The sequence below is a fragment of the Actinoplanes sp. NPDC051346 genome (genome assembly GCF_040682215.1).
Classification (GTDB): Bacteria; Actinomycetota; Actinomycetes; order Mycobacteriales; family Micromonosporaceae; genus Actinoplanes.
Genome location: NZ_JBFBAJ010000017.1, coordinates 40,385 through 63,700, shown reverse-complemented (window position 1 = coordinate 63,700; position 23,316 = coordinate 40,385). Strand labels below are relative to the sequence as shown.

Genomic DNA, 23,316 nt, shown 5'->3' with positions numbered 1-23,316 from the left:
ACCAAGGTAGCAACTCACATAGAGCGGGTCTTGCGCCGCTGCAGCTACGGTACGTCGCTGGCAGCGCCCACAATGGGCGGGGATGTCAGCGCGCCGAGGAGGGCGGACGATGGTATCGGGACGCGTACTGGTGATCGGTCTTGATCCAACCAGGTTGTCGGGGTGGGATCCCGAGCCGGTCGTCGCCGCGATCCGACGCGGCGAGGCGCGCTTCGCCGAACTCGGCATCGATGCCGACACGGTCCTGATCGCCGTCGACGACAATGCCGAGGAAACGATAGTCGAGGCGCTGACCCGCAGCGAGTACGCCTGTGTCGTGATCGGTGGCGGCATCCGCAAGCACGAGCCGTACCTCGAGTTCTTCGAGAAGCTGGTCAACCTCGTCCGGCTGCACGCGCCCGGCGCGGCCATCGCTTTCAACAGCTCCCCCGAGGACACCGCCGACGCCGCCCTGCGGGGGTTGCGGCAGCAGTGACCCCTGCCCGACCGCCGGGCAGAACGCCTTGACGTACTCGCCGAGCATCCCTTCGGCCTTCCGCTTCCGCTTCCGCTTCCGCTGGAGCCACGCCGCACGAGTCGCGACCGTATTCGCGTTTCGCAGCGGTGCGTCGGTAATCCCGACGCATCCAGTTCGGCAACCTTCGGTGGCGATCGCCTCGTCCCACCGCGGAACGGGCCACATGCGGCACTCGAGTGGCTAGGCTTGATCATCGTGGCGATTCCGACGCACCAGTCCGTACCTTCTCCACGGCGCCGTACGCTGCGGACGGTGTTGATCGTCGTCGGTGTTGTACTGGTGCTGTGCTGCGCGGGTGGGGTGACCGGAGGCTACTTTCTCTTCCGCGGGATACAGCAGGCAACCGGACCGGCTAGTCAGGCCACGGACGAGTTCGTCGCTGATCTGAAATCGGGCAACGCTGACGCCGCTTATGGTCGGCTCTGCGCCAGCACACGGAGCAAGTTCTCGCGCGAAACATTTGTTCAAGGGCTCAGTGGGCAGCCCCAGATTCGTAGCCACAAGATCGTGGGCGTGAACGTATCGAACCTCAACGGCCGAGTATCCGCAACCGTTACCGCGAAGCTAACTCTCGATACTGGATTTGTCGACCAGCACACGTTCGCACTTGTCAAGGAGTACGGACAGTGGAAAATGTGCGGGCAGCCGTACTAACGAGAACTACTACGCTACAGGTGCGAGATGATCAGCTCATGTTGATCCGCGCGACGAAGACGCTTCTGACGTAGCGATCATCCTGAGGCCGACGCATCCGGTCGGGACTCCCGCCTCGGATCGGGAAGGTCACGCAGGACGCGGGGTGCGGCGAAGTCGCGGTTGTCGATGACGATGTCGGCTCTTTCGGCCGGGCGGATCTCGGCCAGGTAAAGCTTCTCGCCGGGGAGGTAGTACGTGCGGTATCGCTCAGCCGCCGCTTCCGCGGAGTCCATCCACGCCTTGTCGCGATTCGTGCCGCGTTGCAGCACGTCCGCCAATTCGATGTGAAGGTAGACGGTCAAGTCCCAGTGTCGGGACAGTGCCGGCTTCTGCAGGAACGCGCCATCGACCACGAGGATCGCGTCGTCCGGGCTCAGGTGGACGCCGGAGTCGACAGGCAGGCGGCCGCTGAAGTCCATGACCTGGGTGCGGTAGCGGCGGTTGCCGTCCGGGCCGAGGGGGGGCGAGCAGCTCGGCCCGGATGGCGTCGGCGTCGTACATCTCGTGGTAGTAGCTCTCCGGCGAGCCGGCCGGATATCGCGTACGCAGGTCGACATGCCGTTTGAAGTGGTCGATCGTGACCCGGAGCACGGGCCGCGCCGTCTTCTGACGCAGGGTGACGGCCAACTCGTCGGCCAGGGTGGTTTTGCCGGACGCGGAGCCGGTATCGTGCGCACTCCGCGCCGGAGTTGGCGAATATCGTGCTTGACGTTCTGCTCTCTCATCCAAGTCGTTTCTGGCGTTCTTCATGGAATCGAAAGCCGAGGGCTCGGTCGTGTCGCCTCAGAAATTGAAGACGCCGCTTGTCGCGCGTTCCATGAGGCATGGGTTGGTGAATGTCTCGCTGTAGCTCGTCGGCGTGCCGCGCCAATATCCGTACGCGATGGCGGTCACCGGACGGTAGTCCATGGTGCACGGACCGCGGACGCCCTGGATGGCGTGGAAATCGCCGCCGGCGATTCGGAGCACATAGCAGGCCGCGACCGGGTCTGGATGCGTGCCACCGGCGGGGTCGCAGAGAAGTGTCGCCATACTGGTGGGTCCACCGAATTCCGGAACCACCGCGAGAATGAACGCGCTCGCCGACTGGCTTTCGACCGGACGGGCCTGGGCGGGTGTCGCGACGGTCAGCCCGGCCGCCGTCGCGGACAGGCAGGTCAGCGCAATACCGATTCGCCGGAAGGTGGTCATGAATTCCTCCTTGTAAGAGGGCGGCGAGACATCAGCGATCACTATCTACGCGGTAATCGCCGGACGCTCCGCACCAATCGACTCCACGCTATGACGCTGTTTCCTGCCGGTCAATTGCCGGGCCGGCGACCGTCGATATGAAATGACAAGGCGATATTACGGGCGGCTCTTCAATGCTCCACGCGACGAACGCGGCCGGCACCCACCCGGGCGACGCGGCGCGCTGGTGGCGTCGGGCACCGCACGGGATACGGCAGTACGGCGCGGATGGATGATCACGACGTAGGGATCATCACATCGGGTCACGTGTGTTCATGAAGCTTTAACAGCGGCCGGCTGCGGGACCAGCCCTCACGCGATCTTGGGGGCTAGGACAGCACCGGCATGTCAGCGACGCTCGTGCCGGGCTGCCAGGGCCAGCGATGGTACCGGTCCGGCCACACGATCTGCAGTGCCCGCACCGCGCTACCCGAGGCGGCGTAGAACTGCGCGGCAGCGGGCAGGTGGCGATCCGGCTCGCTCACGGCGACGAACTGGACCCGGTGTCCTTCGAGTACGTCGTCGGCGTGTTGTCCCGCTGCGTACGTACGGCGGCCGGCGATGATGTCAGCGGCGATCTCGTGCAGGACGGGCCGTGAGATGTCCGGGGGCAATCCGAACAAGATCAGCTCAGGGTGACCGTGGTCGGTCAGACCGATCGTGTACCAGCACGTTTCCAAGGGAGTCGGCTGCGGGACGAACTCCAGGTAGACGCCGAGGCGCTCGATGGTCTCGCCGATCTGGCGAAGCCCGGCGTCGCGCTGTCCGGCCGTCATCAGGATTGCCTCCCGCTCGCTGCGTTCTCCGCAAGACCGATTACCCGTAAAGAGAACACACACACGCGCGCTAAGACACCGTACGCAGGTCGAGGGTGTGTCGGACGAAGGTCTCCTGGCTGCCCGTCGACCAGCAGAGCACCCCGTTGCGCAGAAAAACCCCGCCCGCGTCCGGGCTGATCTCCACGGTGCTGCGGGTGAGCGTCTCGTGCACCAACAGCTGTGCGTTGCCGGTCAGCTCCGAGTTCGCCCCGATCCTGGCGAACACCTCGAAGCGGTCGAGCGGCGCCACGTCCACGATCTCGGTCGCCGCCGTGTCGCCGGCGATCTCGTGCCGGTCGCCGCCGTCCGGGCGCATCAGCTCGATGCGGGTGTAGCCGTCGGCGTCCAGGGACACGATCCTGCACCAGACCGCGCTGCACCCGATGGCGCCGTCGCGCGGCCGGGCCACCGCGACGTCCCGGCCCGAGACAAGATCACGCAGGGTACGGGCGCCGGCCGAGTCGGCCACCCCGTCGGTTATCCACGGCCAGGTCAGCAGCCGCCAGGTGCCGGCCATGGGGCGTACCTCGACCGGGCCGCCGCCCACCGCGACCGCTCGCACCTCGGTGACGCCCCCCGCGCCGGAGGCGACCCAGCGCAGCCGCCCGTCCGCGACGACGAGGTCGGTCTCCGACCGGTAGAACCGGGCCTCGCCGGTGTCGGCGGTGACCCGGTGCGGTGTCTGTCCGGCGCCCAGCCCCGACGCCCACAACTCCAGCCCGCCGTTGGTGCGCTCGAACCAGGCGAGCAAGTCACCCGTAACGGTGAGACTTTGGAAAGACGGGTTCCGCGCCGACGGCAGCGTCCGCAGCTGCCGCACCGAGCCGTCCGCGGCTCGGGCCAGCAGTCGCAGCGACTTGCCGTCGCGGCTCGCGGCGGTGCCGACCGAACTGCGCGCGTCGAGGAAGACACCCGGCTCGTATGCCGTCCCGTCGGCGAGGGCCGCCGGAAGGCTCGCGCGCTGGGCGTCCGGCCAGGCCAGGGCGGCGGGTGTCGGAGCGGTCCGCCGGCCCTGCGCGGCCGGCGGCACAGCGAGCAGCAGGGCACTCGCCGCCAGCGCGGCGACGAGTCCCACACCAGGCCGGATCCGACGGTCGCGCAGCACGCCCCGATGCTACTGCGCCGATAGGATTTCACCATCCGTAGCGCAATCGTGCGGGCCTTGGCTGTTCGGTAGTCTGGGGCGCGTGGGTGGTACTAACGCGCCCGACCACCAGCGGACGAGCTTGGCGGCGGATCTGGACGAACGGGGACTGCGGTTGAGCGCGCGAGAACGCGACGCCGACCTGCGGGACGCACGCGCCGAGGCGCGGGATCGCCTCGCCGATCACCGCGAGCGCGAAGCCGACGCCCGGGAACACCTCGCGGATCGCCGCGAGCGCGAAGCCGACGTCCGGCAAGACCTCGCGGACCGCCGCGAGCGCGAGGCCGACGCCCGTGACGATATGGCGGACCGCCGGGAACGTGACGCCGACGCCCGCGACGACCTGGCGGACCGCCGGGAACGCGAGGCCGACGCCCGCGAGGCCGCCGCCAACGAACGCGAACGCCTCCTCGATGAGGAGTCCGACCGGCGGGACGGTCGCACGGCCGACCCGATCGCCCGCTTCCGCGGTTCGCTCGAACGCACGACGGCGAAGACGAACCGCAGCAACGAGCTGTTGCACCGCTCCCGCGACGCGGTCCAGCGCGGCGCCGACCGCATGGACCGGCTCCGCCGCGACAGCCACGGCGGCACCACCGGTCCTGACGCTGACTGAGCGTCGCTACGAGGGACGTCCCCATCCCCGCGGGGAGGCCAGGACGCTTCGTCGCGGTGGCCGGCGCCACCGAGCTGCTCTTCGGGCTGCTGGATCCCGGGGCGGCTGGTGCGCCGGCGGGCAGCTTTGCGTCCGGCTTGAGAACCGGATGAGACGGCGTTGAGATTGCTAGTCGAATCTCGGGGCATGACTGTCGCTCACCTCATCGCCGTCCCTCCGTTCGTCGTCGCCGGACCCACCCAGCGGGCCTCCTCGTCGGGCCAGGCCGCTGTCGAGTTCACGGTGGTCATCCCGTTCCACAACCCCGGTGCGGCGCTGCGCCGCACGGTCGACCGCCTCGCGTCGACGCTGTACGCCCAGAACATCTCCTTCGACATGATCGCCGTCTCCGGCGGCTCGACCGACGGCTCCGAGCGCGCCCTCGAGGGCCTGTCCTGGATCCGGGTCATCGCCGACCGGGACCTGCAGGACAAGGGTGCCGCGCTCCAGGCGGGTCTCGTCGAGGCCGGCGGGTCCTGGGTCGGTGTCGTCGACGTCGACGCGGACGTCGATGTCGACCCGCACGAGCTCATCGAGTGTCTGCACCGCGCCCGCGACCGGGAGACCGTCCTCGTCTGATCCGACTGACACCGCACCCCGGCACGCACCGCGTGTCGGGGTTCAGTGCTGTCCGGCCGGCGACACCCCGCGCGGGCTTGCCGAGCTCTTGAAACCGGTCTGAGACTGCCTTGAGAGACGCTGCCGAACTAGGCGGCATGACCTTCACCGCGCCTGCCGTGCCAGCCATGCGCAACCTCCGGGAAGTTATCCACTCCCAGGCGATCCAGCCCACGTTCCAGCCGGTCGTGCGACTCGAGGACGGCGTCGTCAAGGCGTACGAGGCGCTGGCCCGGTTCGACAAAGCGCATTTTTCCAGCCCGGCGGACGCGTTCGCCGCGGCCACGGAGGCCGGCGTGGGCGTCGACCTGGAGCTGCTCGCCCTGGAGCGGGCCTTCGCCTACCTCGACGAGATGCCGAGCGGGGCCTGGCTGAGCGCCAACCTGTCGGTGGAGGCACTGCTGGACCCGCGCGTCTGCGAAACCCTCCTGGGACACGCGGCGCGCGGCATCGCCGTCGAGCTGACCGAGCACACCCAGGTGCACGACTACCCGGCGCTGGTGAAGGTGACCGAGCGGCTGCGCTCGGCCGGCATCCTGCTCGCGGTCGACGACGCCGGGGCCGGCTTCGCCAGCCTCAGCCACATCCTGCAGCTGCGCCCGGACATCATCAAGCTCGACATCACGCTCACCCGGGGCATCGACACGGACCCGGTACGCATGGCGCTGGCCCGCTCGCTGGTCGGATTCGCCGAGGACATCGGCGCCATGTTGATCGCCGAGGGTATCGAAACCGTCGCCGAGCACGAGAAACTGCGGACGCTGGGCGTCAAGTTGGGTCAGGGTTACTTCATGGCCCGTCCCGGACCGCTGCCGGCCCGTGCCGAGATCACCGCCGATGGAATCCTGATCGGCGGCGCCTGACCCGCGATCGTGCCCGGCGAAACCTTCGTTTCGGCGACGGCGCGACCGATAGGACTCGAAGCAACCCCCGTCGTTCCCGCAGAAAGTGGAGGTCCCGTGGCCAGGCCGCGCGCGCTCGTCGTCGAGGACTCACCCGAATTCATGCTGCTCTGCCAGCATCTGCTGGAGAAGGAAGGCTTCGACGTCGTCGTCGCCACCGACGGCAAGGGTGCGGTCGAACAGGCTCAGAAGGAAAAGCCGGACATCGCCATCCTCGACCTCGGCCTGCCCGACGTCGACGGCATCGAGGTGTGCCGGCAGATCCGGCAGTTCACCGACGCCTACATCGTCATGGTCACCGGCCGCACGGACGAGCTGGACAAGGTCGTGGGCCTGTCGGTGGGCGCCGACGACTACGTCACCAAGCCGTTCTCGCCGCGGGAACTCGCCGCCCGCATCCAGGCGATGCGCCGCCGCCCCCGCAACTCCGCGGCGGGCCAGAGCACGGCGATCCGCGAGTACGGCCTGCTGCGCATCGACCCCGACGTGCGCGAGGTGACCCTCGACGGGCAGGTTCTCGAGCTGACCAAGATCGAGTTCGGCATCCTGGACCTGCTCTCCTCCGCGCCGCGCCGCACGTTCACCCGCGGGCAGTTGCTCGAGGACGTCTGGGGCGACAACTGGTACGGCGACGACCACATCATCGACGTGCACGTCGGCAACCTGCGCAAGAAGCTGGGCGAGTCGGCCTCGTCACCGCGGCACATCCGGACCCTCCGCGGCGTCGGCTACCGTTTCGAGCCCTGAGCCGAGCCACACTTACCTCAAGACCCCACGCGCCGTTCGGCGCGTGGGTCTTTTTTGTAGCGGAGCGAAGACTCAGGCCGCGCGGTGGCGGGCCGGGTGCCGACGCGGGTAGCGGTGCGCGCCACCGGCCGACGCTCCGGCCAGCGCGGCCGTGCGACGCCGGGTCCAGACCACGAGGGCACCGACCGCCGCCGCGGCACCCACCCAGGGCGCGACATCCTGAAGTCCGCGTCCGGCGTCGGGGGGCGGCACCGAGCCGACCAGCGTACGCAGCACACCGGTCGGGGTCTCCCCCACGGCCAGCACGCTGGCGCCGGTCGAGAGCCGGCTGACCGCGCTGGCGGCGGACAGCACCGTGGTGTCCGGGGTCGAGGCGGGCGTGGGTGTCACGGCGGAGGTCAGGACCAGGACGCGCAGAGCGCCGGAGGCGTCGGTGAACACGGGCCGTTCCGGCTCGGAGCCCACGCGCAGGTTGACGGGCGAGCTGCCCTTGAAGCCCACCGCGTAGACGGCCAGCCCGTCGCCGGTGGCACCCGTCGGGGGCTGCCACTGCACGGTGAGGGCGTCGGCGGTGCCGCCGTACCCGGGTCCCTCGGCCAGCGCGGCACCCGGCGCGACCAGGGCGCCCACCAGCGAGGCGGCCGCGACGAGGCTGCCTGACCTGCGGGAAGGGCGAGGGTTCACGTATCACATAGTGCCACGCAAAAGGTGCAGAACGGCAGGGGGCGAACCGCTTCGCAACTTGCCTGGGGCTTGAAGACGGCTAGAGGTTGGATTGAGGTTGCGCTCCGAACTAGTCGGGCATGACCGCAACGCTGCTCACCGCCTCCGCTCCGACCACCGCCGCCGCGCCGATGTACAACGCGGCCCGGCTGTGGGCCCCGGCCGACCCGGCCGTCGAGCTGACCGTGGTCGTGCCGTTCTACAACCCCGGCGCGGCGCTGCGGCCCACCGTCGAGAAGCTGGTCTCGTGCCTCGCCGAGGAGCGGGTCTCCTACGAGGTCATCGCGGTCTCGGACGGCTCGACCGACGGCTCCGAGCGCACCCTCGCCGGCCTGCCGGGCGTGCGGGTCGTGGTCAGCCCGGTCAACCAGGGCAAGGGCGGCGCGCTGCACCTGGGCTTCTCCGCCGCGCGGGGCGCCTGGATCGGCTTCGTCGACGCGGACGGCGACATCGACCCGCGGCACCTCGCGGAGTACCTGCGGGTGGCCCGGGCGGGCGACCACGCCGGCGTGTACGCCGACAAGCGGCACGCCGCGTCGGGCAGCGCCTCCTCGCCGTTCCGCAAGCTCGTGTCGATGGTCTACTCGACGCTGGTGGCGCTGATGTTCGTGCTGGGCATGCGGGACACCCAGACCGGCTGCAAGGTCCTGCGCCGCGACGTGCTGGCCGAGCTGCTGCCCCGGCTGCGCGAGCGCCGCTTCGCCTTCGACCTGGAGTTCTTCGTCGCCGCCAAGGCGGCCGGGATCCGCGGGTTCGTCGGCGCGCCGGTGCGGCTCGAGGAGCGGATGGCCGGCTCGACGGTGGGTTCCTCGGCGATCCTGCGGACCATCCGCGACACGTTCGTCATCTTCGCTCGCCTGCACCTGACCGACCAGTACCGTCGGCCCGCGTCCGCCCCGATCGTGCTCCGTCCGGCGCCGACCGCCTGGACCTCGCAGCTGGCCGACGCCGCCTGACCGGTTCGCCCGGCGCGGGTTGCGGCGATCCGATCCCCTGCGGGTACGGCAGCGCCCACCAGCGCACCAGATCCTTGCGATGCTCCAGCAGCCCCACGACGAGCAGCACCAGCAGCGACAGCACCGACGCGATCAGCCCGATCCGCAACCACCGCCATGGCGTGTAGCTCACCGTCACCGCGGCGGCTCCGGCGTCGATCGCGACCGTCCCGGCCGCGGTCGGCGCGCTCGGCAGACCACCCGCCGACCAGCCCGGTGACCACTCCTCCGGGATCACCACCCAGCCCGGCGTGCCCGCCGCCACCTCCCAGGTCGTCGAGTCGGTCCGTCGGATCCCGCCCGACGCGGTGGACGGCAGCGGCGCCCGGTCCGCACCGCCTTCCAGCACCGTCTCGGTGCCCAGCGATCCCCGGCCGGCCACGGTGACCGCCTCGTCGTAACCGCCCGCACGCGCGGCGACCACCCGCCCGGTGCCGTCCACCTCGACGCGGTAGACGTCGAGCTGCGGCGTCCGCAACACCCGGCGCAGGTTGCGCTGCTTGTCGAGCCAGGCGTAGTCCTCGGCCTCGCGGTCGCGGGCCAGCACCACGTAGCGCACCCCGAGCGGCGCGACCATTCGGCCGAAGTCCCCGGCGCCGCCGGCGGCGACCAGGCGCTGCACGTACGCCATCCGCCGCGAGACCGAGTTGGTCTGCACCGGGCCCAGCTCGACGGCGTCGCTGCTGAGCACCGGGCGGCGGAAGAACGCCGCGGCCGGCGTCGCCACGGTCCGCGAGTCGGTGAAGCCGAACGGCTGGTAGAGGTGCCAGGGCAGGAAGAGCACGGCCTCGTCACCGTCGCCCATCATCCGATCGGCGGCGTACCACGCCTCGGGGTACCGGCTGATCTTCACGCTGCCGCCCAGGCCCCAGACCAGCGAGGGGGCGACGACCGCGAACACGCCGCCGACCGCCACCATCGCACCGGCCGCCGTGAGACGCACGGGCAGCGGTCGCGCGGCTCGGCACGCCGCGGCAAGCGCCTCCACGGTGACCCCGATGCCGACGGCGTACGCCAGCATGGTCAGCGCGACCCACTTCTGCTGCTCGCGCATCGCCTCGAACAGCGGCACGACGTCGAACGCCCACCGGTATGCCGGGGCGAGCGGGCCGTGTATGCCCGCGCCGAGCAGCAGGCCGACGACGGCCAGCAGTGCCAGCGGCTGCCCGGAGAGCGGGCCGCGGCGGCACAACCGGACCAGTCCCACGACCGCCGCCAGCAGCATCAGCGTGGCAGGGATGACGCCCAGGTCGATCGGGGGACTGCTGTCGGCGCCGCCGCGCCAGAAGCCTTGCAGCGAGACCAGCGTGGCGAGCATCCCGCCACGGCCCGCGTGCGGGGCGTACACCTCGAGGTCCTGGTTGCCGACGCGGACGGTGAGGATCGCGCTGAGGAGCACGGCGAGCGCGTACGCGTAGATGAATCCGGCACAGACGATCACCACGGCCGTACGGGCGAGGTCCCTGAGGGCCGGGCGCGGCAGCAGCGCGACCGCCAGCAGGCAGGCGCCGCCGAGCCAGGCGGCGTGCGGGCCGATCGCCATGGCCATCGCGAACCAGACCGCCGGCCGGATGGCGAACCAGGTGGCGCGGCGGCGGGCCCGCACGGCCGACGCGAGCAGCCAGCTCAGCAGGGCGACGGCGAGCAGGAAGGCGACGTGCCCGGCCTGGATGCGCTCGACGACGAACGGGTTGCAGCAGGCGAAGAGGGCCGCGGTGTGCCGACGCCACCGTCCCCCGGCGGCCAGCGCGGACACGCCGGAGGCCGCGATCGGGAAATAGCAGAGGACGACCAGCCAGCTGGTCGCGGCCGGGCCGACGGCCGAGCGTACGGCGTCGGTCAGCATCCGGTACGGCAGCGCGTCCAGTGCCGCCGGGTCGAGGCCGTAGAGCGCCGGGGTGATGGCCTGATGGGGACCGGCCACCCAGTCGAGCAGCACCAGGTAGCCGTCGCCGGTCCACGGCGCGACCACGGCCACGCCGACGATCAGGCCGAGGAGCCCGGATTCGGCGGCCAGCCGGGCCGCGCGCGGGTCGATGCCCGGCAGCCGCCGATGCCGGGGCGCGTAGGACGGCGCCCCGGCCCGGGTCGCACGGGAACGCTGGCCGCCCCGGTGGCGGGCGACGAGAGTCACCGCCGGCGGCGCCTCGGGCTGTGCGCCGCCTGCACCACCGCCGCCACCAGCGGCGCCAGGTTGTCCGCCGTGCCGCCGGACGTGTCCACGACGATCTCGGCGGACCGGGCAGGACGCTCGGCGACCAGTTCCCGGAACCGCTGCTGCTGGGCGGCCTGCTCGGCGTGGGAGCGCTCCGGCTTGCGGCGGTGGATGAGCTCGTCCGGCGCGTCGGGCAGCACCAGGATGTCGGGGGCGGGCACCAGGAGTTCGGCCACGCGCGCGGCGCGGGAGCCCGGCCACGGCGACTCGCGCAGGTCGTACACCCAGCGGTCGGCGATCACGACGCGGCGGCGGGCCACGGCCGGCGCGACGCTGCGCAGGTAGCGCCAGAGGTACTCCCCCGCGTAGAACCAGGCGGCGACGCGGCGCAGCGTGCGGTGGTCGTCCGGTGGCCCGTCCGAGGCCTCGGCCGCCGGCCGGACCTCGGCGGAAGGGGCGGTGGAGCCGACGTTCAGCATCCGGCGGACCAGGGCGACGCCCGGCAGGTTGCCGCGCGCCATGCCGAAGTAGGTCGCGCTCGTCGGCAGCCCGAAGGCGTGGAGCCGCTCGTGCAGCCCGTCGGCGACCGTCGACTTGCCCGAACCGTCCGTGCCCACCAGCGCCACGACGACGCCGCGTACCCGCAGGCCCAGCGGTCCGGCTGCCCCTGCGGCGGGCAGCACGCTGTGGCGCTGCGACCAGGTCGACCCGACGACGGCCGGCGCGAGGCTGCGGGCGACCAGGCGCAGCCGCGCCCTCAGCGGCAGGCGCGGGTCGGGTGCCGCGCCCTCGGCGACGGCGATGAGGTCGGCGGCGACGCGGGCGCCGAGCTGCCGGGTGAGGCGCCAGGCGAACTCCCGCCGGTGCCGCACATCGGCGGCTTCCCAGGCGTCCCGGGCCTCGGCGAGCCGTTCCGGGTCGGGAAGGCGGCCCCGCAGCACGGGGCGTACCAGCAGGTCGGCCGTTGCCGCCGCGCCGGTGAACCGGTGGGCGGCGGGGTCGGTGGTCGCCTGACCGGCGGGCACCAGCAGCACCGGGCCGACACACAGGTCACCGTGGGTGACATCAACCACGGCAGGCCCGGTGGTCGTCTCGATGGAGAGGCTCACGTGGCGTAGCCGCCGCGGATCGTGCGTCTCGGCCACCCGGGCCCCGGCGTACGTGCGGGCGAGCACGTCGACCGGGTCGCCGGGAGACGACGACGCGGCGTACCAGATGTCGAGGTCCTTGGGCCCGGTCTCGGCCGCCCAGCGCTCGGCGGCACCGGCCTCGCCCTGCCAGGCCCAGCGGTGCCCGGTGGCGTCGAGGGCTGCGGTGACCGCGGCCAGCAGCTCGGGACGGCTCGGCGGCCCGGGGCGTGACCCGTCGGCCGCGAGGTCTCGCGGCGGCTGTTCCGCACTGGTTTGCCAGTAATTGGTCATTTCACCCCGATTATGGCCCGGTCGGCGCACCCCGCGGGTCGACTTGCATGACGCAGACGTGCGGAAGAATCAGACAGGTCGAGGGCCGGACGGTCGATAGAGACCCTGTGACCTCCCTATCCCGTCGCATCGTGGGCCTCGCCGCCCGGGGCGCCGCGCCGATCGCCGTGGCGGTCGCCGTGCAGAGCGCCGGCAACCTCGCCTTCCACTCGGCGGTCGGGCGGCTGCTGGACCTCGGCTCCTACGGAGCACTGGGCGCCGTGCTCAGCGCCATGGTCATGCTCACCGTGCCGCTCGGCGCGCTCCAGACCGCCGCCTCCGCCCTGGTGGCCGAGCACGGCCTGACCTGGGAGACCGCCCGTCGCACGCTGCGCACGGTCACGATGTGGTCGCTGCCGCCCGCGCTGCTCGTGCTGTTCTGCGCGCCGCTGCTGCGTGACTACTTCCACCTGGCGTCGCTGGCCGAGGCGGTGCCGCTCGCGCCGTACCTGGTCGCGGCCGCCGTGGTGTCCGCCGCGCGCGGGCTGCTGCTCGGCGACCGTCAGGTGAGCGCGGTCGCCGCCACCTATCTCGTCTCCACCGTGGCTCGGCTCGCGCTGGGACTGGCCCTGGTCGTGCCGTTCGGCGTCGCTGGCGCCCTGGCCGGCACCGTGCTCTCGGAACTGGCGGCCCTGCTGGTCGCCGTCCCGCGGCTGCGGGGCTCGGTGGGGCACACCGGCGCGACCGGCCTGCGGCTCGGCGCCGTCGCGCACGCCGGGATCGCGGTGACCGGCCTGTTCCTGTTCTCCACCGCCGACCTACTGCTCGCGCGTCACCACCTGGGCGACGCCGCGTCGGGCTCGTACGTCGCCTCCGCGACCGTGGCCAAGACCGTCCTGGCCCTGCCCGCGGGCATCATGGCCGCGGTCTTCCCCCGATTGCTCGCCGCGGGGCCGACGCCCGGGCGGACCCGCGCCCTGCTCAGCGGCGGCCTCGCGGTGACCGGCCCGGCCGTGCTGGGCGCGGCCGTGGTCATCGCCCTGCCGTCGCTGGTGCTGGCGGTGCTCTTCGGCGACAAGTACGCCGACGCCGTGGGTCTGGTCCGCGCGCTGGCCTCGGTGGCCGCCCTGACCTCGTTCGTCACCGTGCTGACCCATGCCGCGCTGGCCCGCCGCTCGCGGCTCATCGCCGTCCCGTGGGTGGGTGCGGTGCTCGAGGTCGCGCTGATCGAGACCTGGCACGGCTCGGGCACGCAGATCGCGCTGTGCTCGGCCGCCGCCCTGGTGCCGACGCTGCTGGCGATGGTCGTGCTGGAGGGCCGGCGCTGGGCGCGGGCTCCGCGGGCGAACGCTCAAGTGGCACCGGCCGATGCCGATCCTTCCCGTACCGCCGCTACCGCGGCCTGATCCTCGGAGGCCCGACGTGCGCATTCTGGTGCTGAACTGGCGCGACCTGACCCACCCCGCCGCCGGCGGCGCGGAGGTCTACACCGAGCAGGTCCTGCGCCGCTGGGTGGCCGCCGGCCACGAGGTGACGCTGTTCGCCGCGGCCGTCGCCGGGCGCCCCGCCGCGGAGATCGTCGAAGGCTACCGAGTCGTCCGCGCCGGCAACCGGTTCACCGTCTATCGGGAGGCGCGGCGCTGGTGGCAGCGCTACGGCCGGGGCCGCTTCGACGTCGTGGTCGACGAGACCAACACGGTGCCGTTCCTCGCCCACGAGTGGGTCGACGACGGCGCCCGCACGATCGCGCTGGTGCACCAGACCTGCGAGGAGATCTGGCACCACAACGCCCCGCCGCTCATTGCCCACCTCGGCCGGCACCTGCTGGAGCCCGGCTGGCTGCGCCGACTGTCCGGCGCGCCGATCCTCGCGGTCTCCGACTCGACACGTGACGCGCTGGGCCGCTTCGGCGCCCGTGACGTCACCGTGGTGCCCGAGGGCTACGAGCCGCCCACCACCCTGCCCGAGGTCGCCAAGGAGCCGACGCCCACGGCGGTGTTCTGCGGCCGGATGGTCAGCTACAAGCGGCCCTGGGACGTGATCCAGGCCGTCCAGCTGGCCCGTCGGGACATCCCCGACCTGCGGCTGTGGATGGTCGGCGGCGGTCCGATGCTGGACCGGCTGCGCGCCGCGGCGCCCGAGGGTGTCGAGTTCCTCGGCCGGGTGTCGGAGGAGGACAAGCACGACCGGATGGCCCGTGCCCACGTCCACCTGGCGACCAGCGTCCGCGAGGGCTGGGGCCTGGTGGTCACCGAGGCCGCGGCCCTGGGAACCTCGACCATCGCGTACGACGTGCCGGGCCTGCGGGACTCGACGCGGGCCGCCGGCGGGGTCGTGTCGGAGCCGCGGCCCGAAGCGCTCGCTCGCCGGATCGTGGAGTTGCTGCCGGGCCTGACGACGGCCGCGACCGCGCCGCTGCCCTACGGCGGCGCCCACTCCTGGGACGATGTCGCCACCACGCTGCTCGAAGCGGTATCCACGCACGCCCGCGTTCCGGGCCGGGCGCGGACCGCCATGTCCCTGCCGCCCTCACCCGGCGCGACCGGACTGCCGCACGCGGCCTGATGGCACGCAAGGGGATGGCGAGGAAACCGGGCTTCGTGGCTGTCGCGACGTCGGCTCTGGCCGTCGCGGCCACCCTGGCCGGATGCACCTCCCCCTTGTCCTCGGGCCAACAGCTTTTCGATCACGCGGTCGTGGCCGACAGCGAGGTGAGGCTGGGCGACGCGGTCATGGCGTTCTTCATCGGGCCGCAGAGCTCTGAGATGTCCAACGCGCTCGGGACGGTGCAGAATCCGGGATATCTGGTTCTCGTCGACGCTGACGGCTCTTTCCGCACCGTGAAGACCAAGCACATGGACATGATGAGACCGGTCTGGTCCGACCATGGACTGCACTTCGCCGACGAAAGCAGCGACTACCATCTGACGGCGTCGGGGCTGACCAAAGCCGATAACCCCAAAGCCAGCGCGCAGAATCTGATGTTCGCGCTGCCGAACGGCGAATCCGTCGGCGTCTACAACGGCGGGCACGGCGACGACGGCGGCTACGACAACCAGGTCGCCGTCATGACCGACGGCGACACTCACCTGTTCCCCGTGCAGGGCAACTACTTCACCGGCGCCCGCTGCGACGGTCAAATCTTCGGGGTGGCCGAGAATCCCGGCAACCACAAGAGCCAGGCGCCCAAGCGGCCTGGCATGGTCTCCACGGTCGACGAGATCGCCAGCCCGCAGATGCTCGCGCGGCTGTACCCGGCGGACGACGGCGAAAAGGTCATCGGATGGCGCCCGCAGTTCGGCACCACGCCGACCGGTGAGGTTCCGTGCCACGAGGGCGTGGTCACCTTTCTGTCCTGGGACACCGACGCCGCCGGCCGCGAACAGCCGAACGTCGTCTCGTGGGACACCGCCACCGGCGACCATCAGGTACACCGTCTGACTTTCGACGACGCCACGCTCATCAATGACGCCGACATCGACTACGTCGAACAGGACTGGCAGGGCGACCGGCTGCACTGGGTCTATGCCGATGGCCGCGTCTTCTCCACGGATAGCAGGACGGGAAAGACCACCACTCTCTTCGACACCAAGCTCGGCACCGGCCCGGATCGCCCCATGCAAACGCTCCATGCGTTCTCCGACACCCAGCTACACACCCTCAGCACCACCCGCGAGGGCGAAGGCAGCCTGACCTACACCGTGTTCCACCGCGCGAACGGCGCAACCGCGCGCACAGTGTCCATCCCCATTCCCCATGCCGCCGTCCACGTCTCCTACCTGAACCTCTCGTACATGACGGTCCGCCCCGAAGTCTGAGAACCGAATCGGGTCTCGAATTAGATAAAAGCCTCATAATATGAAGAAGGGTGCCTACCCGGGCCCCGGCTTTGGAGGCTGCCCGATGACAACCGAGCCCGTGGTGTCGGTGATCGTTCCCGCCTACAACAGCGCGCCCCTGCTGCGCGACTTCCTCGGCGCCTGCCAGGCCTCGCGGTACCGCGACTTCGAGGTGATCATCAACGACGACCTGCGCTCGACGGACGACACCCAGGCGCTGGTCGAGAAGTTCCGGGCCGACGGCCTCGACGTGACGTATCTGCGGGAGAACCGCTCGATGGCCCAGGGCCGCAAGCGCGGCGCGGCCGAGGCGCGCGGGTCGATCCTGCTGCACCTCGACTCCGACATGAAGGTGACCCCCGGGCTGATCGGCGAGTGCGTCGAGCTGCTGTCCGGCGGCGGCTACGACGCCCTGGTCATCCCCGAGGAGTCGTTCGGAACCACGTTCTGGGCCCAGTGCAAGTGGCTGGAAAAGAAGATCTACAACGGGGTCGAGCAGATCGAGTCGCTGCGCTGCGTACGGCGCGAGGTCTACGACAAGCTCGGCGGCCACGACGAGCGGATGGTCTTCTCCGAGGACAAGGACTTCGACCTGCGGGTCCGCAAGGCCGGGTTCACGGTCGGCCGGACCCGCGGCTTTCTCTACCACAACGAGGGCGAGCTGCGGTTGCACAAGACCATGCGCAAGAAGCTCGGATACTCCGGCACCGCCGACCTCTTCGCCACCGAGCACCCCGAGGCGTTCCGGTGGCAGACCAACATCTTCAACCGCTTCGGCCTCTATCTGCGGAACTTCCCCTACGCCTTCTCGCATCCGCTGCTCTACGGCGGCCTGTGGGCGATGAAGGTCGGCGAGTTCGGCTTCGGCGCCGTCGGCCATCTGCGGCACCGGATAGCCGTGCGCAAGCTGGACCGCGGCGTCCACGGAGGTCGCGCATGACCCGGGTCGCGCATGTCATCGCCGAGTTCTCCGCCAAGGAGGCGATGGGCCGCACGGTCACCGAGATGGCCCAGCGGGTCCCCGGCGAGCACCACCTCATCACCACCCATGCGATCGACGGCCAGGACACATTCGCCGGCGTCCACGAGATCGGCGGCGCGTTGGAGACGTTCCCGCTCGGCCGCTCCACGGCGTTGCGGGACGCGCTCGACAAGATCCGGCCGGATCTGGTGCACCTGCACGCCGGCGCGCTCGGACCCTTCCTGGCGCTGCTGCCGGCGCTGCGCCCGTACCGCAAGCTGCTCACCGCGTACGCCTGGCCGATCCTGCCCAGCCCGAAGGCGTGGCGGCGGGCCACCGTGGCGGAGATGCGCGCCTCCAACGTGCTGCGGGCCCGGGTCTTCATCACCACGGTGCTGCCGGTCCCGCTCGCCGCCGCCGCGCTCCGCCGGGCCGGGATGACCACCGTGCTCACCCCCGATCCCCGGGTCGCCGACCGGCTCGGGCGCCGACGTGGCCTCAACGTCGTCCGCTTCGCCTCCGGGGCACCGGCCGACCCGCGCCGGGCGACGTTCGACTCCGAGCGGCCGACCATCGTCTTCGCCGGCCGCTCGGAGACCGTGCGCGGCCTGGACACCCTGCTGGCCGCGTTCCCCCGGGTCCGGGCGGCGGTACCCGGCGCACGGCTGCGGCTGCTGCTGATCCCCCGGCCGGAGCTGCCGCGGATCCTGGCCCGGGCCGGCGCGGCCGGCGAGGCCATCGAGGTGGTCACCGAGCCGGTGCCGGACCTGCTGGCCGAGCTGGCCGCCGCGCAGGTGGGAACCTGGCCGTTCAAGTTCGACTACACCACGTCGCCGCCGGCGATGGCGCTGGTCGAGGCGATGGCCGTCGGCCTGCCCGTGGTCGGCACCGACGTCGCCTGCGTCCGCGCGGTCCTCGACCACGGCGTGAACGGCCTGTCGGTGCCTCCGGACGACGCCCCGGCCCTGGCCGACGCGCTGATCACCCTGCTGCGCGACGAGGGGGCGTGGCAGCGCTACTCGGCGGCGGGACTGGAGTCCGCGACGCGCGGGATGGGGTGGGAACGGGTCGCCGAGAAGACCGCCGAGGCGTACGCCAGCGTCCTCAGTGGCAGGGCGTCTCACCCTGGTCGGTGACCGGGGCACCCACCCGGTGGAAGCCCCAGCTCCACGAATCCGGCTTCAGTTGCAGCTCCAGCACCCCGTGGTGGTCATAGTCGACGAACGCGCTGCCCGGCATGCCGCTGCGTGACCTCGACAGGCCCTTCTCGTCGCGGGTGTCGCCCGCCGTCCCCGGCTTGTAGTGGGCCTGCCCGCCGGTGCCGACGACGTACTGGCGCACGCCCAGCGGATCCGATCTCCCGTCCGGGTTCAGCGGCCCGAAACGCTCGTAGTGGGCCTCGTGGCCGGAGACGACCAGCTCCACCTGGTGGTCGTAGAGCGTCCGGAACAGCTCGGCGGTGCGCGGGTCGGGGCCGGCGATGCCGTTCGACCAGCGCGGGTGGTGCCAGGCGGCGATGACGCAGGCGCGGTCGTTGGCGGCCAGGTCGCTCTCGAGCCAGCTCTGCTGCGGCGAGCCCTTGCCGCACCCGCCGGCCACCGCCGAACAGTTGGAGTTGATCACCACGAGGTGCCAGCGGCCGATGTCCTGCGACCAGTAGCCCTTCGCGTCCTTGAAGCGGTCGCCGAAGTACGCGGTGAACGTGTTCGCGTCCTGCACCTTGTACTCCTGGTTGCCGATGACCGGCACGGTGCGGTTCAGCAGCCGGCCGTACGCCGGCCCGTAGACCGACCGGTACGCCTCGGCGGCCGGCAGCTCGTACTGGTAGTCACCGAGCCCGAGAAACACCTCGGGGTTCAGCGCGACCGCCAGGTCGGACGTCTCCTTGTGCTTGCAGTGGTCGTTCGCGCCGGTGGCGAAGTCCGGGTCGTCGGGGTCGCAGGCCATGTCGCCCACGGTGACCACCCGGATCGTGTCCGGGGCGGTCGAGCAGCGGCTGAGCAGCCACCCGAGCACCAGTGCCAGCACCACGAGCACCGCGAGCGTGGCGGACGTGCCGCGGCGACGCCGGGTGGTGCCGAACATCGCGGCCATCGGACGGGCGAGGGTGCGGATCATTTGCGCCCCCTCAGCAGCCGGCGCAGGCGCGGCCGGCGCGCCCAGAGCAGTTCGAGCCGATGCCGGCGGCGGTGCCGCATCGTCCACGCGCCGGGCCGGCCCGCGGGCAGCCGGACCGCGTACATGAAGATCAGCGAGGCGGCGACGGCGATCGGCAGCAGGTAGAGCGCGTACCGGGAGATCGTGGCGGGCGTGTAGCGCAGCGTCACCTTGCCGCCCTCGGGCACCAGCCAGCCGCCCATCCAGCCCTGCAGCGTCACCTTCTGGGCACCCGAGACGCCGGTGAGCATCCAGCCGGGCGCGGCGCTCTCGGCGAGCGCCACAGCGGTGGGTCCGGTCGTGGTGACCGTGCCGGTGAACTCGGCCGGATTCCGCTTCGTGAACTCCACCGAGGACTTCACCGCCGGCTCCTGCTGACGCACCATCACGATCGACGACGGGCTGGCGACGGGGCGCAGCCGGACGCCGCGGTACTCCACCTGCGACTGTTGCTGTCCCTTGAGGTCGCGCAGGCCGTACAGGTAGATGCGGGCCTCGACGGCGTTCGGGTCCGGCGGGAACAGCGCCTCGTAGGAGGTCCAGCCGCTCCACAGCGCCACGGTGGGCATGGTGCGGCACAGGTCGGGGCCGCGCAGGAACAGGCAGAACTTCGGGTTGCGCACCGCGACGCTGCGCGCCTGCATGGAGTACTCGTACAACGAGGACGCGCCCATGTCGTTGGCGAGCGAGCCGATGCAGGCCAGGTGCCGCACGGCCTTGAGCGTGTACGTGGTCTCGCCGTCCGCGCCGATCTGCGACTCGGCGTCCAGCCCGGCCTGCTCGGCGGTCTGGTCGTCGTAGCGGAAGCAGTCGTCCAGCGGTTCGAACGGCGAGAGGACCGAGCCGGCCAGGCCGCCCTCGACGCTCAGCTTGTGTTTGCCGGCGGTGAGATCGACCGAGACCTCCGGGACCGCGGGCGGGAAGACGGTCGGTGTCGCCACCGCCTCGAGCGCGTCGATCCGCAGTCCCCGGTACTCGGCGACGGTCTTGGGCTTGAGTCGCTCGCCGACGTCGGCGCGCAGGATGACGTGCAGCTCACGGGAGATGCTGTCCATCGTCACCACGCGTTCGTACGAGGTCCAGTTGTCGTCCAGCACCGGCCGGGCGGCCAGCTCACACCCGGACGAGCCGACCTGGAACAGGCAGACCTGCGGGCGGGCGCCGGTGACGTGCCGGTACTGGAACTTCACCCGGTAGCTCTCGCCCGGCTTGGCGTCGCTGACCACGACCTTCGTGCAGGCGGCGTGGTCGGCGGCGGTGAGTCGCACGACGCGGTTGCTTCCGGTGCCGGTGATCGTCTGCTGGAACCCGAGCTCCTTCCACGGCCGGGGCTCGTAGTTGTTGCAGTCGAACACCGGGGCGTAGTCGCTGACCTTGGCCGCCTTCCTGGACGCGGCGAGCAGGGTCAGCTTGGTGGCGGAGCCGACCTGCACCGAGGCCGCGGTGCCGGGCCCGTCGAGGGAGACGGTCCGGTTGCCGTTGCGGACGGCGAGGATCTTGCGACCGGCCGGGACCGGCACCGACAGGGCGGGGCGGCGCGACACCGCCTTGCCGTCGACCTTCACGACCGTGCGGTCCTCCAGCAGCAGGCGCGACTTCGCGGCGTCGAGCCGCGGCGTGAGCACCGCGGCCGCGCGGGCGCGCTGGGCGAGCGTGTACCGCCCGGCCGCCACGTCGACGGTCGTCACCGCCGGACCCTTGTCCACCGCGGGCACCGGCCAGTGCACGACGTCCGGCGTGCCCGTGACGGTGTCGTCCACCTGCGGGCTCATCGCGAACGGCGTGGTGTCCTTGCGGGCGGCGATCGCGGTGCGGGTGTCGACCGTGCCGATCACCGCCGCGCCCGCGTCCGCGCGGGCCGGGGCGTCCAGCACCCGGTCGTACGTCCGCATGGTCGGGCTGACGCCGTCGTCGAACTTCCACATCTGCAACATGCCGTCGAAGTCCAGCTCGGCGCCGGGCACCCGGGCCATGGCGGCGGCGAGGACCCGGTCGTCGGCGAAGTAGCGGTTCGGCAGGCCCCGCACCAGGTCGTGGCGCACGATGACCCGGCTCGCGCCGATGGCCTGCAGGAGCTTGGGCACCGGCGTCAGGTCCCCGGCGAGCAACCCCGCCTCGATCGCCTTGACGTCGGCGCTGAAGCCGGCCACGTCGCCGAAGTAGCCGTCCGGCTTGGGCTGGATGACGGGATGCTCGATGAGCAGGTTGGCGATGCTGTCCACGCCGAAGAAGCCCCACGTCGTGGGCATCTGGTAGTAGTCGTCCAGGGGCAGCACGAGCACCTTGCCGGGCCGCGGGTCGGCGTCGATGTGGTCGGCGATGTCCCACCACTCCTGCGCCACCCGCACGTGCGTGGACGGCTGCGTGGGCCGCTCGTCCGGCATCACCTCGCCGGTGTAGAGCGGGTACGGGTACGCGAGCACGAGCAGCAGCGGGGTGACCGACCCCGCGTACGCGAACCGCCTTGGCCAGCCCGGCATCTTCAGCCGGGGCATGGAACGCAGCTTGATCAGCATGCCTTCCACGGAGATGGCGAGCATGACGCCGAAGAAGGAGACCAGCAGCTGCCCGAGCTTGCTCATCGGTTCCCGGAACAGCCAGAATCCGGGCGCGTGCAGGTACAGGAACATGTTGATCTGGTTCAGCGGCGGGCGCAGGCCCTTGGCGAGGAACACGAACAGCAGTACCAGCCCGATGAGGCCGAACGCGACACGGCGCAGCCGGCGCGGTGCCACCAGCGGCGCGAGGAACACCAGCGCGGGCAGCAGGTAGCGGATCCAGATCCACCACGGCCGGTCCAGGTCGGTGGCGAACGGCAGGTACTGCGGGCGGAACCAGGCCCAGTTGGCCACCATGGTGAGCACGTTGGGCGGAATGTTGTTGATCTGCGACCACGACCAGTTCGTCGGGTCGGTGAAGGTCGCGTTGGCGGTGGCGCCACCGCCGCCGAGGTAGCTCTGGGCCAGCGGGATGAGCCAGTACGCGTTGAGCGCGAGGGCCCACGGCGTCGCGAAGACAAACCACTTCAGCAGGCGTACGGCCGGCTTACGCCCGAGCACCAGCAGGGCCAGCAGCGGCGTGCCGCCGACCGCCCACGCGTACGCCACCACCAGCATCGGCGGGTTGAACGAGAGGAACGACGTGGGCATGAGCGCGAAGCCGGCGATCGGCGTGGGGACCCGGCGGCCCTGCGCCACCCGGATCGCGATGCCGGTGATCAGCGCGACCGAACCCACCGAGATGATGTTGAGCGGGTTCGGCAGCCGGGTGAGGAAGAAGCCGTTGAGCAGGCCGAAGGCCCCGGCCGCGACGATCGCCGCGTGGCTGCGCACGAAGGCGCCGGCGAGGTAGGCGACGCCGAACCCGACCAGGCCGTAGATGCAGGTGTAGAAGAGCCACTGCGCGGAGTACTCGGTGAGCCCGACGGCCTTGCAGAGCCAGATGAGGACGAACTCGAAGCCCCGGGCGATGGTGTAGCCGGCCGAGCCGGTGCCGGTGGTCTGGTGGTTCCACGCCCAGGTGGCCTCGGGCGCCCAGCCCCGCCGGATGTAGGCGCCCATGTCGCCCGAGGCGATGAACGTGCCGGTGCGGAACCACTGGCTGACGACCAGCGCGTTGAGCGCCAGCACGATCAGGTAGGGCCGCGAGCTGAGCCAGGCGGCGCGGTTCGGCTTGGGCAGCGACCAGGAGGCGGGGTTCAGCAGGCGCTCGACGCGCATGTCATCCTCCCCGGTCCGGCCGCCGCGCACCCCGGCCGGG

General features: G+C 71.3%; 21 protein-coding genes. 11 read left to right on the top strand and 10 right to left on the bottom strand.

Annotation, left to right across the window (positions count from 1 at the left end):
• Positions 1–109: 109 nt before the first annotated feature.
• Complete coding sequence (locus tag AB0M36_RS32415) at positions 110–475, top strand: hypothetical protein (protein ID WP_364165426.1); 366 nt, start codon at positions 110–112, stop codon at positions 473–475.
• A 294-nt stretch (positions 476–769) separates the two neighbouring features.
• Entirely contained in the window at positions 770–1,171 is a 402-nt protein-coding gene (locus tag AB0M36_RS32410) for a DUF4878 domain-containing protein (RefSeq protein WP_364165423.1), read from the top strand.
• Positions 1,172–1,248: 77 nt separating this feature from the next.
• Here the strand turns inward: AB0M36_RS32410 and AB0M36_RS32405 are convergent, their stop codons facing one another.
• From AB0M36_RS32405 to AB0M36_RS32385, 5 genes are all read right to left on the bottom strand, one after another.
• Positions 1,249–1,632 carry a hypothetical protein gene (locus AB0M36_RS32405; protein ID WP_364165420.1) on the bottom strand — a complete coding sequence of 128 codons (384 nt, stop codon included), beginning with the start codon at positions 1,630–1,632 and terminating at the stop codon, positions 1,249–1,251.
• 364 nt (positions 1,633–1,996) lie between these two features.
• Complete coding sequence (locus tag AB0M36_RS32400; RefSeq protein WP_364165417.1) at positions 1,997–2,446, bottom strand: SSI family serine proteinase inhibitor; 450 nt, start codon at positions 2,444–2,446, stop codon at positions 1,997–1,999.
• Positions 2,447–2,772: 326 nt separating this feature from the next.
• The gene (locus AB0M36_RS32395; protein ID WP_364165414.1) at positions 2,773–3,219 is read right to left on the bottom strand and encodes a DUF4262 domain-containing protein; all 447 of its coding nucleotides are present in this window, start codon (positions 3,217–3,219) and stop codon (positions 2,773–2,775) included.
• Positions 3,220–3,289: 70 nt separating this feature from the next.
• On the bottom strand, positions 3,290–4,366 hold the full coding sequence (locus tag AB0M36_RS32390; protein ID WP_364165411.1) for a hypothetical protein: 1,077 nt from the start codon (positions 4,364–4,366) through the stop codon (positions 3,290–3,292).
• Between the two features lie 28 nt (positions 4,367–4,394).
• Complete coding sequence (locus AB0M36_RS32385) at positions 4,395–4,991, bottom strand: hypothetical protein (protein ID WP_364165409.1); 597 nt, start codon at positions 4,989–4,991, stop codon at positions 4,395–4,397.
• A gap of 216 nt (positions 4,992–5,207) precedes the next feature.
• Here AB0M36_RS32385 and AB0M36_RS32380 point away from each other — a divergent pair, with 216 nt between their 5' ends.
• The 3 genes from AB0M36_RS32380 to AB0M36_RS32370 all read left to right on the top strand — a co-directional run bounded on the left by AB0M36_RS32380 (position 5,208) and on the right by AB0M36_RS32370 (position 7,327).
• Positions 5,208–5,639 carry a glycosyltransferase gene (locus AB0M36_RS32380; protein WP_364165406.1) on the top strand — a complete coding sequence of 144 codons (432 nt, stop codon included), beginning with the start codon at positions 5,208–5,210 and terminating at the stop codon, positions 5,637–5,639.
• Between the two features lie 167 nt (positions 5,640–5,806).
• Positions 5,807–6,541 carry an EAL domain-containing protein gene (locus AB0M36_RS32375; RefSeq protein WP_364165403.1) on the top strand — a complete coding sequence of 245 codons (735 nt, stop codon included), beginning with the start codon at positions 5,807–5,809 and terminating at the stop codon, positions 6,539–6,541.
• A gap of 96 nt (positions 6,542–6,637) precedes the next feature.
• A complete protein-coding gene (locus AB0M36_RS32370; RefSeq protein WP_364165400.1) occupies positions 6,638–7,327 on the top strand; it encodes a response regulator transcription factor in 690 nt (229 codons plus the stop codon).
• Between the two features lie 72 nt (positions 7,328–7,399).
• Here AB0M36_RS32370 and AB0M36_RS32365 read toward each other — a convergent pair whose 3' ends face one another.
• Positions 7,400–8,011: a hypothetical protein gene (locus AB0M36_RS32365; protein ID WP_364165398.1), complete on the bottom strand. Its 612-nt coding sequence runs from the start codon at positions 8,009–8,011 to the stop codon at positions 7,400–7,402.
• 119 nt (positions 8,012–8,130) lie between these two features.
• On the opposite strand from AB0M36_RS32365, the gene AB0M36_RS32360 reads away from it, so the two are divergent.
• On the top strand, positions 8,131–9,006 hold the full coding sequence (locus AB0M36_RS32360) for a glycosyltransferase family 2 protein (protein WP_364165395.1): 876 nt from the start codon (positions 8,131–8,133) through the stop codon (positions 9,004–9,006).
• Here the strand turns inward: AB0M36_RS32360 and AB0M36_RS32355 are convergent.
• Together AB0M36_RS32355 and AB0M36_RS32350 are read right to left on the bottom strand one after the other, a co-directional pair.
• On the bottom strand, positions 8,894–11,179 hold the full coding sequence (locus AB0M36_RS32355; protein ID WP_364165392.1) for a hypothetical protein: 2,286 nt from the start codon (positions 11,177–11,179) through the stop codon (positions 8,894–8,896). The two genes, AB0M36_RS32360 and AB0M36_RS32355, sit on opposite strands and share 113 nt — an antisense overlap.
• Positions 11,176–12,621 carry a thymidylate kinase gene (locus tag AB0M36_RS32350; protein WP_364165389.1) on the bottom strand — a complete coding sequence of 482 codons (1,446 nt, stop codon included), beginning with the start codon at positions 12,619–12,621 and terminating at the stop codon, positions 11,176–11,178. The genes AB0M36_RS32355 and AB0M36_RS32350 overlap by 4 nt, the downstream gene beginning before the upstream one ends.
• 107 nt (positions 12,622–12,728) lie before the next feature.
• On the opposite strand from AB0M36_RS32350, the gene AB0M36_RS32345 reads away from it, so the two are divergent.
• The 5 genes from AB0M36_RS32345 (at position 12,729) to AB0M36_RS32325 (ending at position 18,536) form a co-directional block, all read left to right on the top strand.
• Positions 12,729–14,006, top strand: a complete 1,278-nt coding sequence (locus AB0M36_RS32345; RefSeq protein WP_364165386.1) for a polysaccharide biosynthesis protein — start codon at positions 12,729–12,731, stop codon at positions 14,004–14,006.
• Between the two features lie 16 nt (positions 14,007–14,022).
• A complete protein-coding gene (locus tag AB0M36_RS32340; RefSeq protein ID WP_364165383.1) occupies positions 14,023–15,165 on the top strand; it encodes a glycosyltransferase family 4 protein in 1,143 nt (380 codons plus the stop codon).
• 131 nt (positions 15,166–15,296) lie between these two features.
• A complete protein-coding gene (locus AB0M36_RS32335) occupies positions 15,297–16,418 on the top strand; it encodes a hypothetical protein (RefSeq protein WP_364165380.1) in 1,122 nt (373 codons plus the stop codon).
• An 85-nt stretch (positions 16,419–16,503) separates the two neighbouring features.
• A complete protein-coding gene (locus AB0M36_RS32330; RefSeq protein ID WP_364165378.1) occupies positions 16,504–17,379 on the top strand; it encodes a glycosyltransferase in 876 nt (291 codons plus the stop codon).
• Positions 17,376–18,536 (top strand): glycosyltransferase family 4 protein, encoded by a 1,161-nt coding sequence (locus tag AB0M36_RS32325; protein ID WP_364165376.1) that lies wholly within the window; start codon positions 17,376–17,378, stop codon positions 18,534–18,536. Before AB0M36_RS32330 ends, AB0M36_RS32325 begins: the two co-directional genes overlap by 4 nt.
• Here the strand turns inward: AB0M36_RS32325 and AB0M36_RS32320 are convergent.
• A complete protein-coding gene (locus AB0M36_RS32320; protein ID WP_364165373.1) occupies positions 18,505–19,518 on the bottom strand; it encodes a metallophosphoesterase in 1,014 nt (337 codons plus the stop codon). The two genes, AB0M36_RS32325 and AB0M36_RS32320, sit on opposite strands and share 32 nt — an antisense overlap.
• The gene (locus AB0M36_RS32315) at positions 19,515–23,276 is read right to left on the bottom strand and encodes a hypothetical protein (protein ID WP_364165371.1); all 3,762 of its coding nucleotides are present in this window, start codon (positions 23,274–23,276) and stop codon (positions 19,515–19,517) included. The genes AB0M36_RS32320 and AB0M36_RS32315 overlap by 4 nt, the downstream gene beginning before the upstream one ends.
• Positions 23,277–23,316 lie beyond the last annotated feature (40 nt).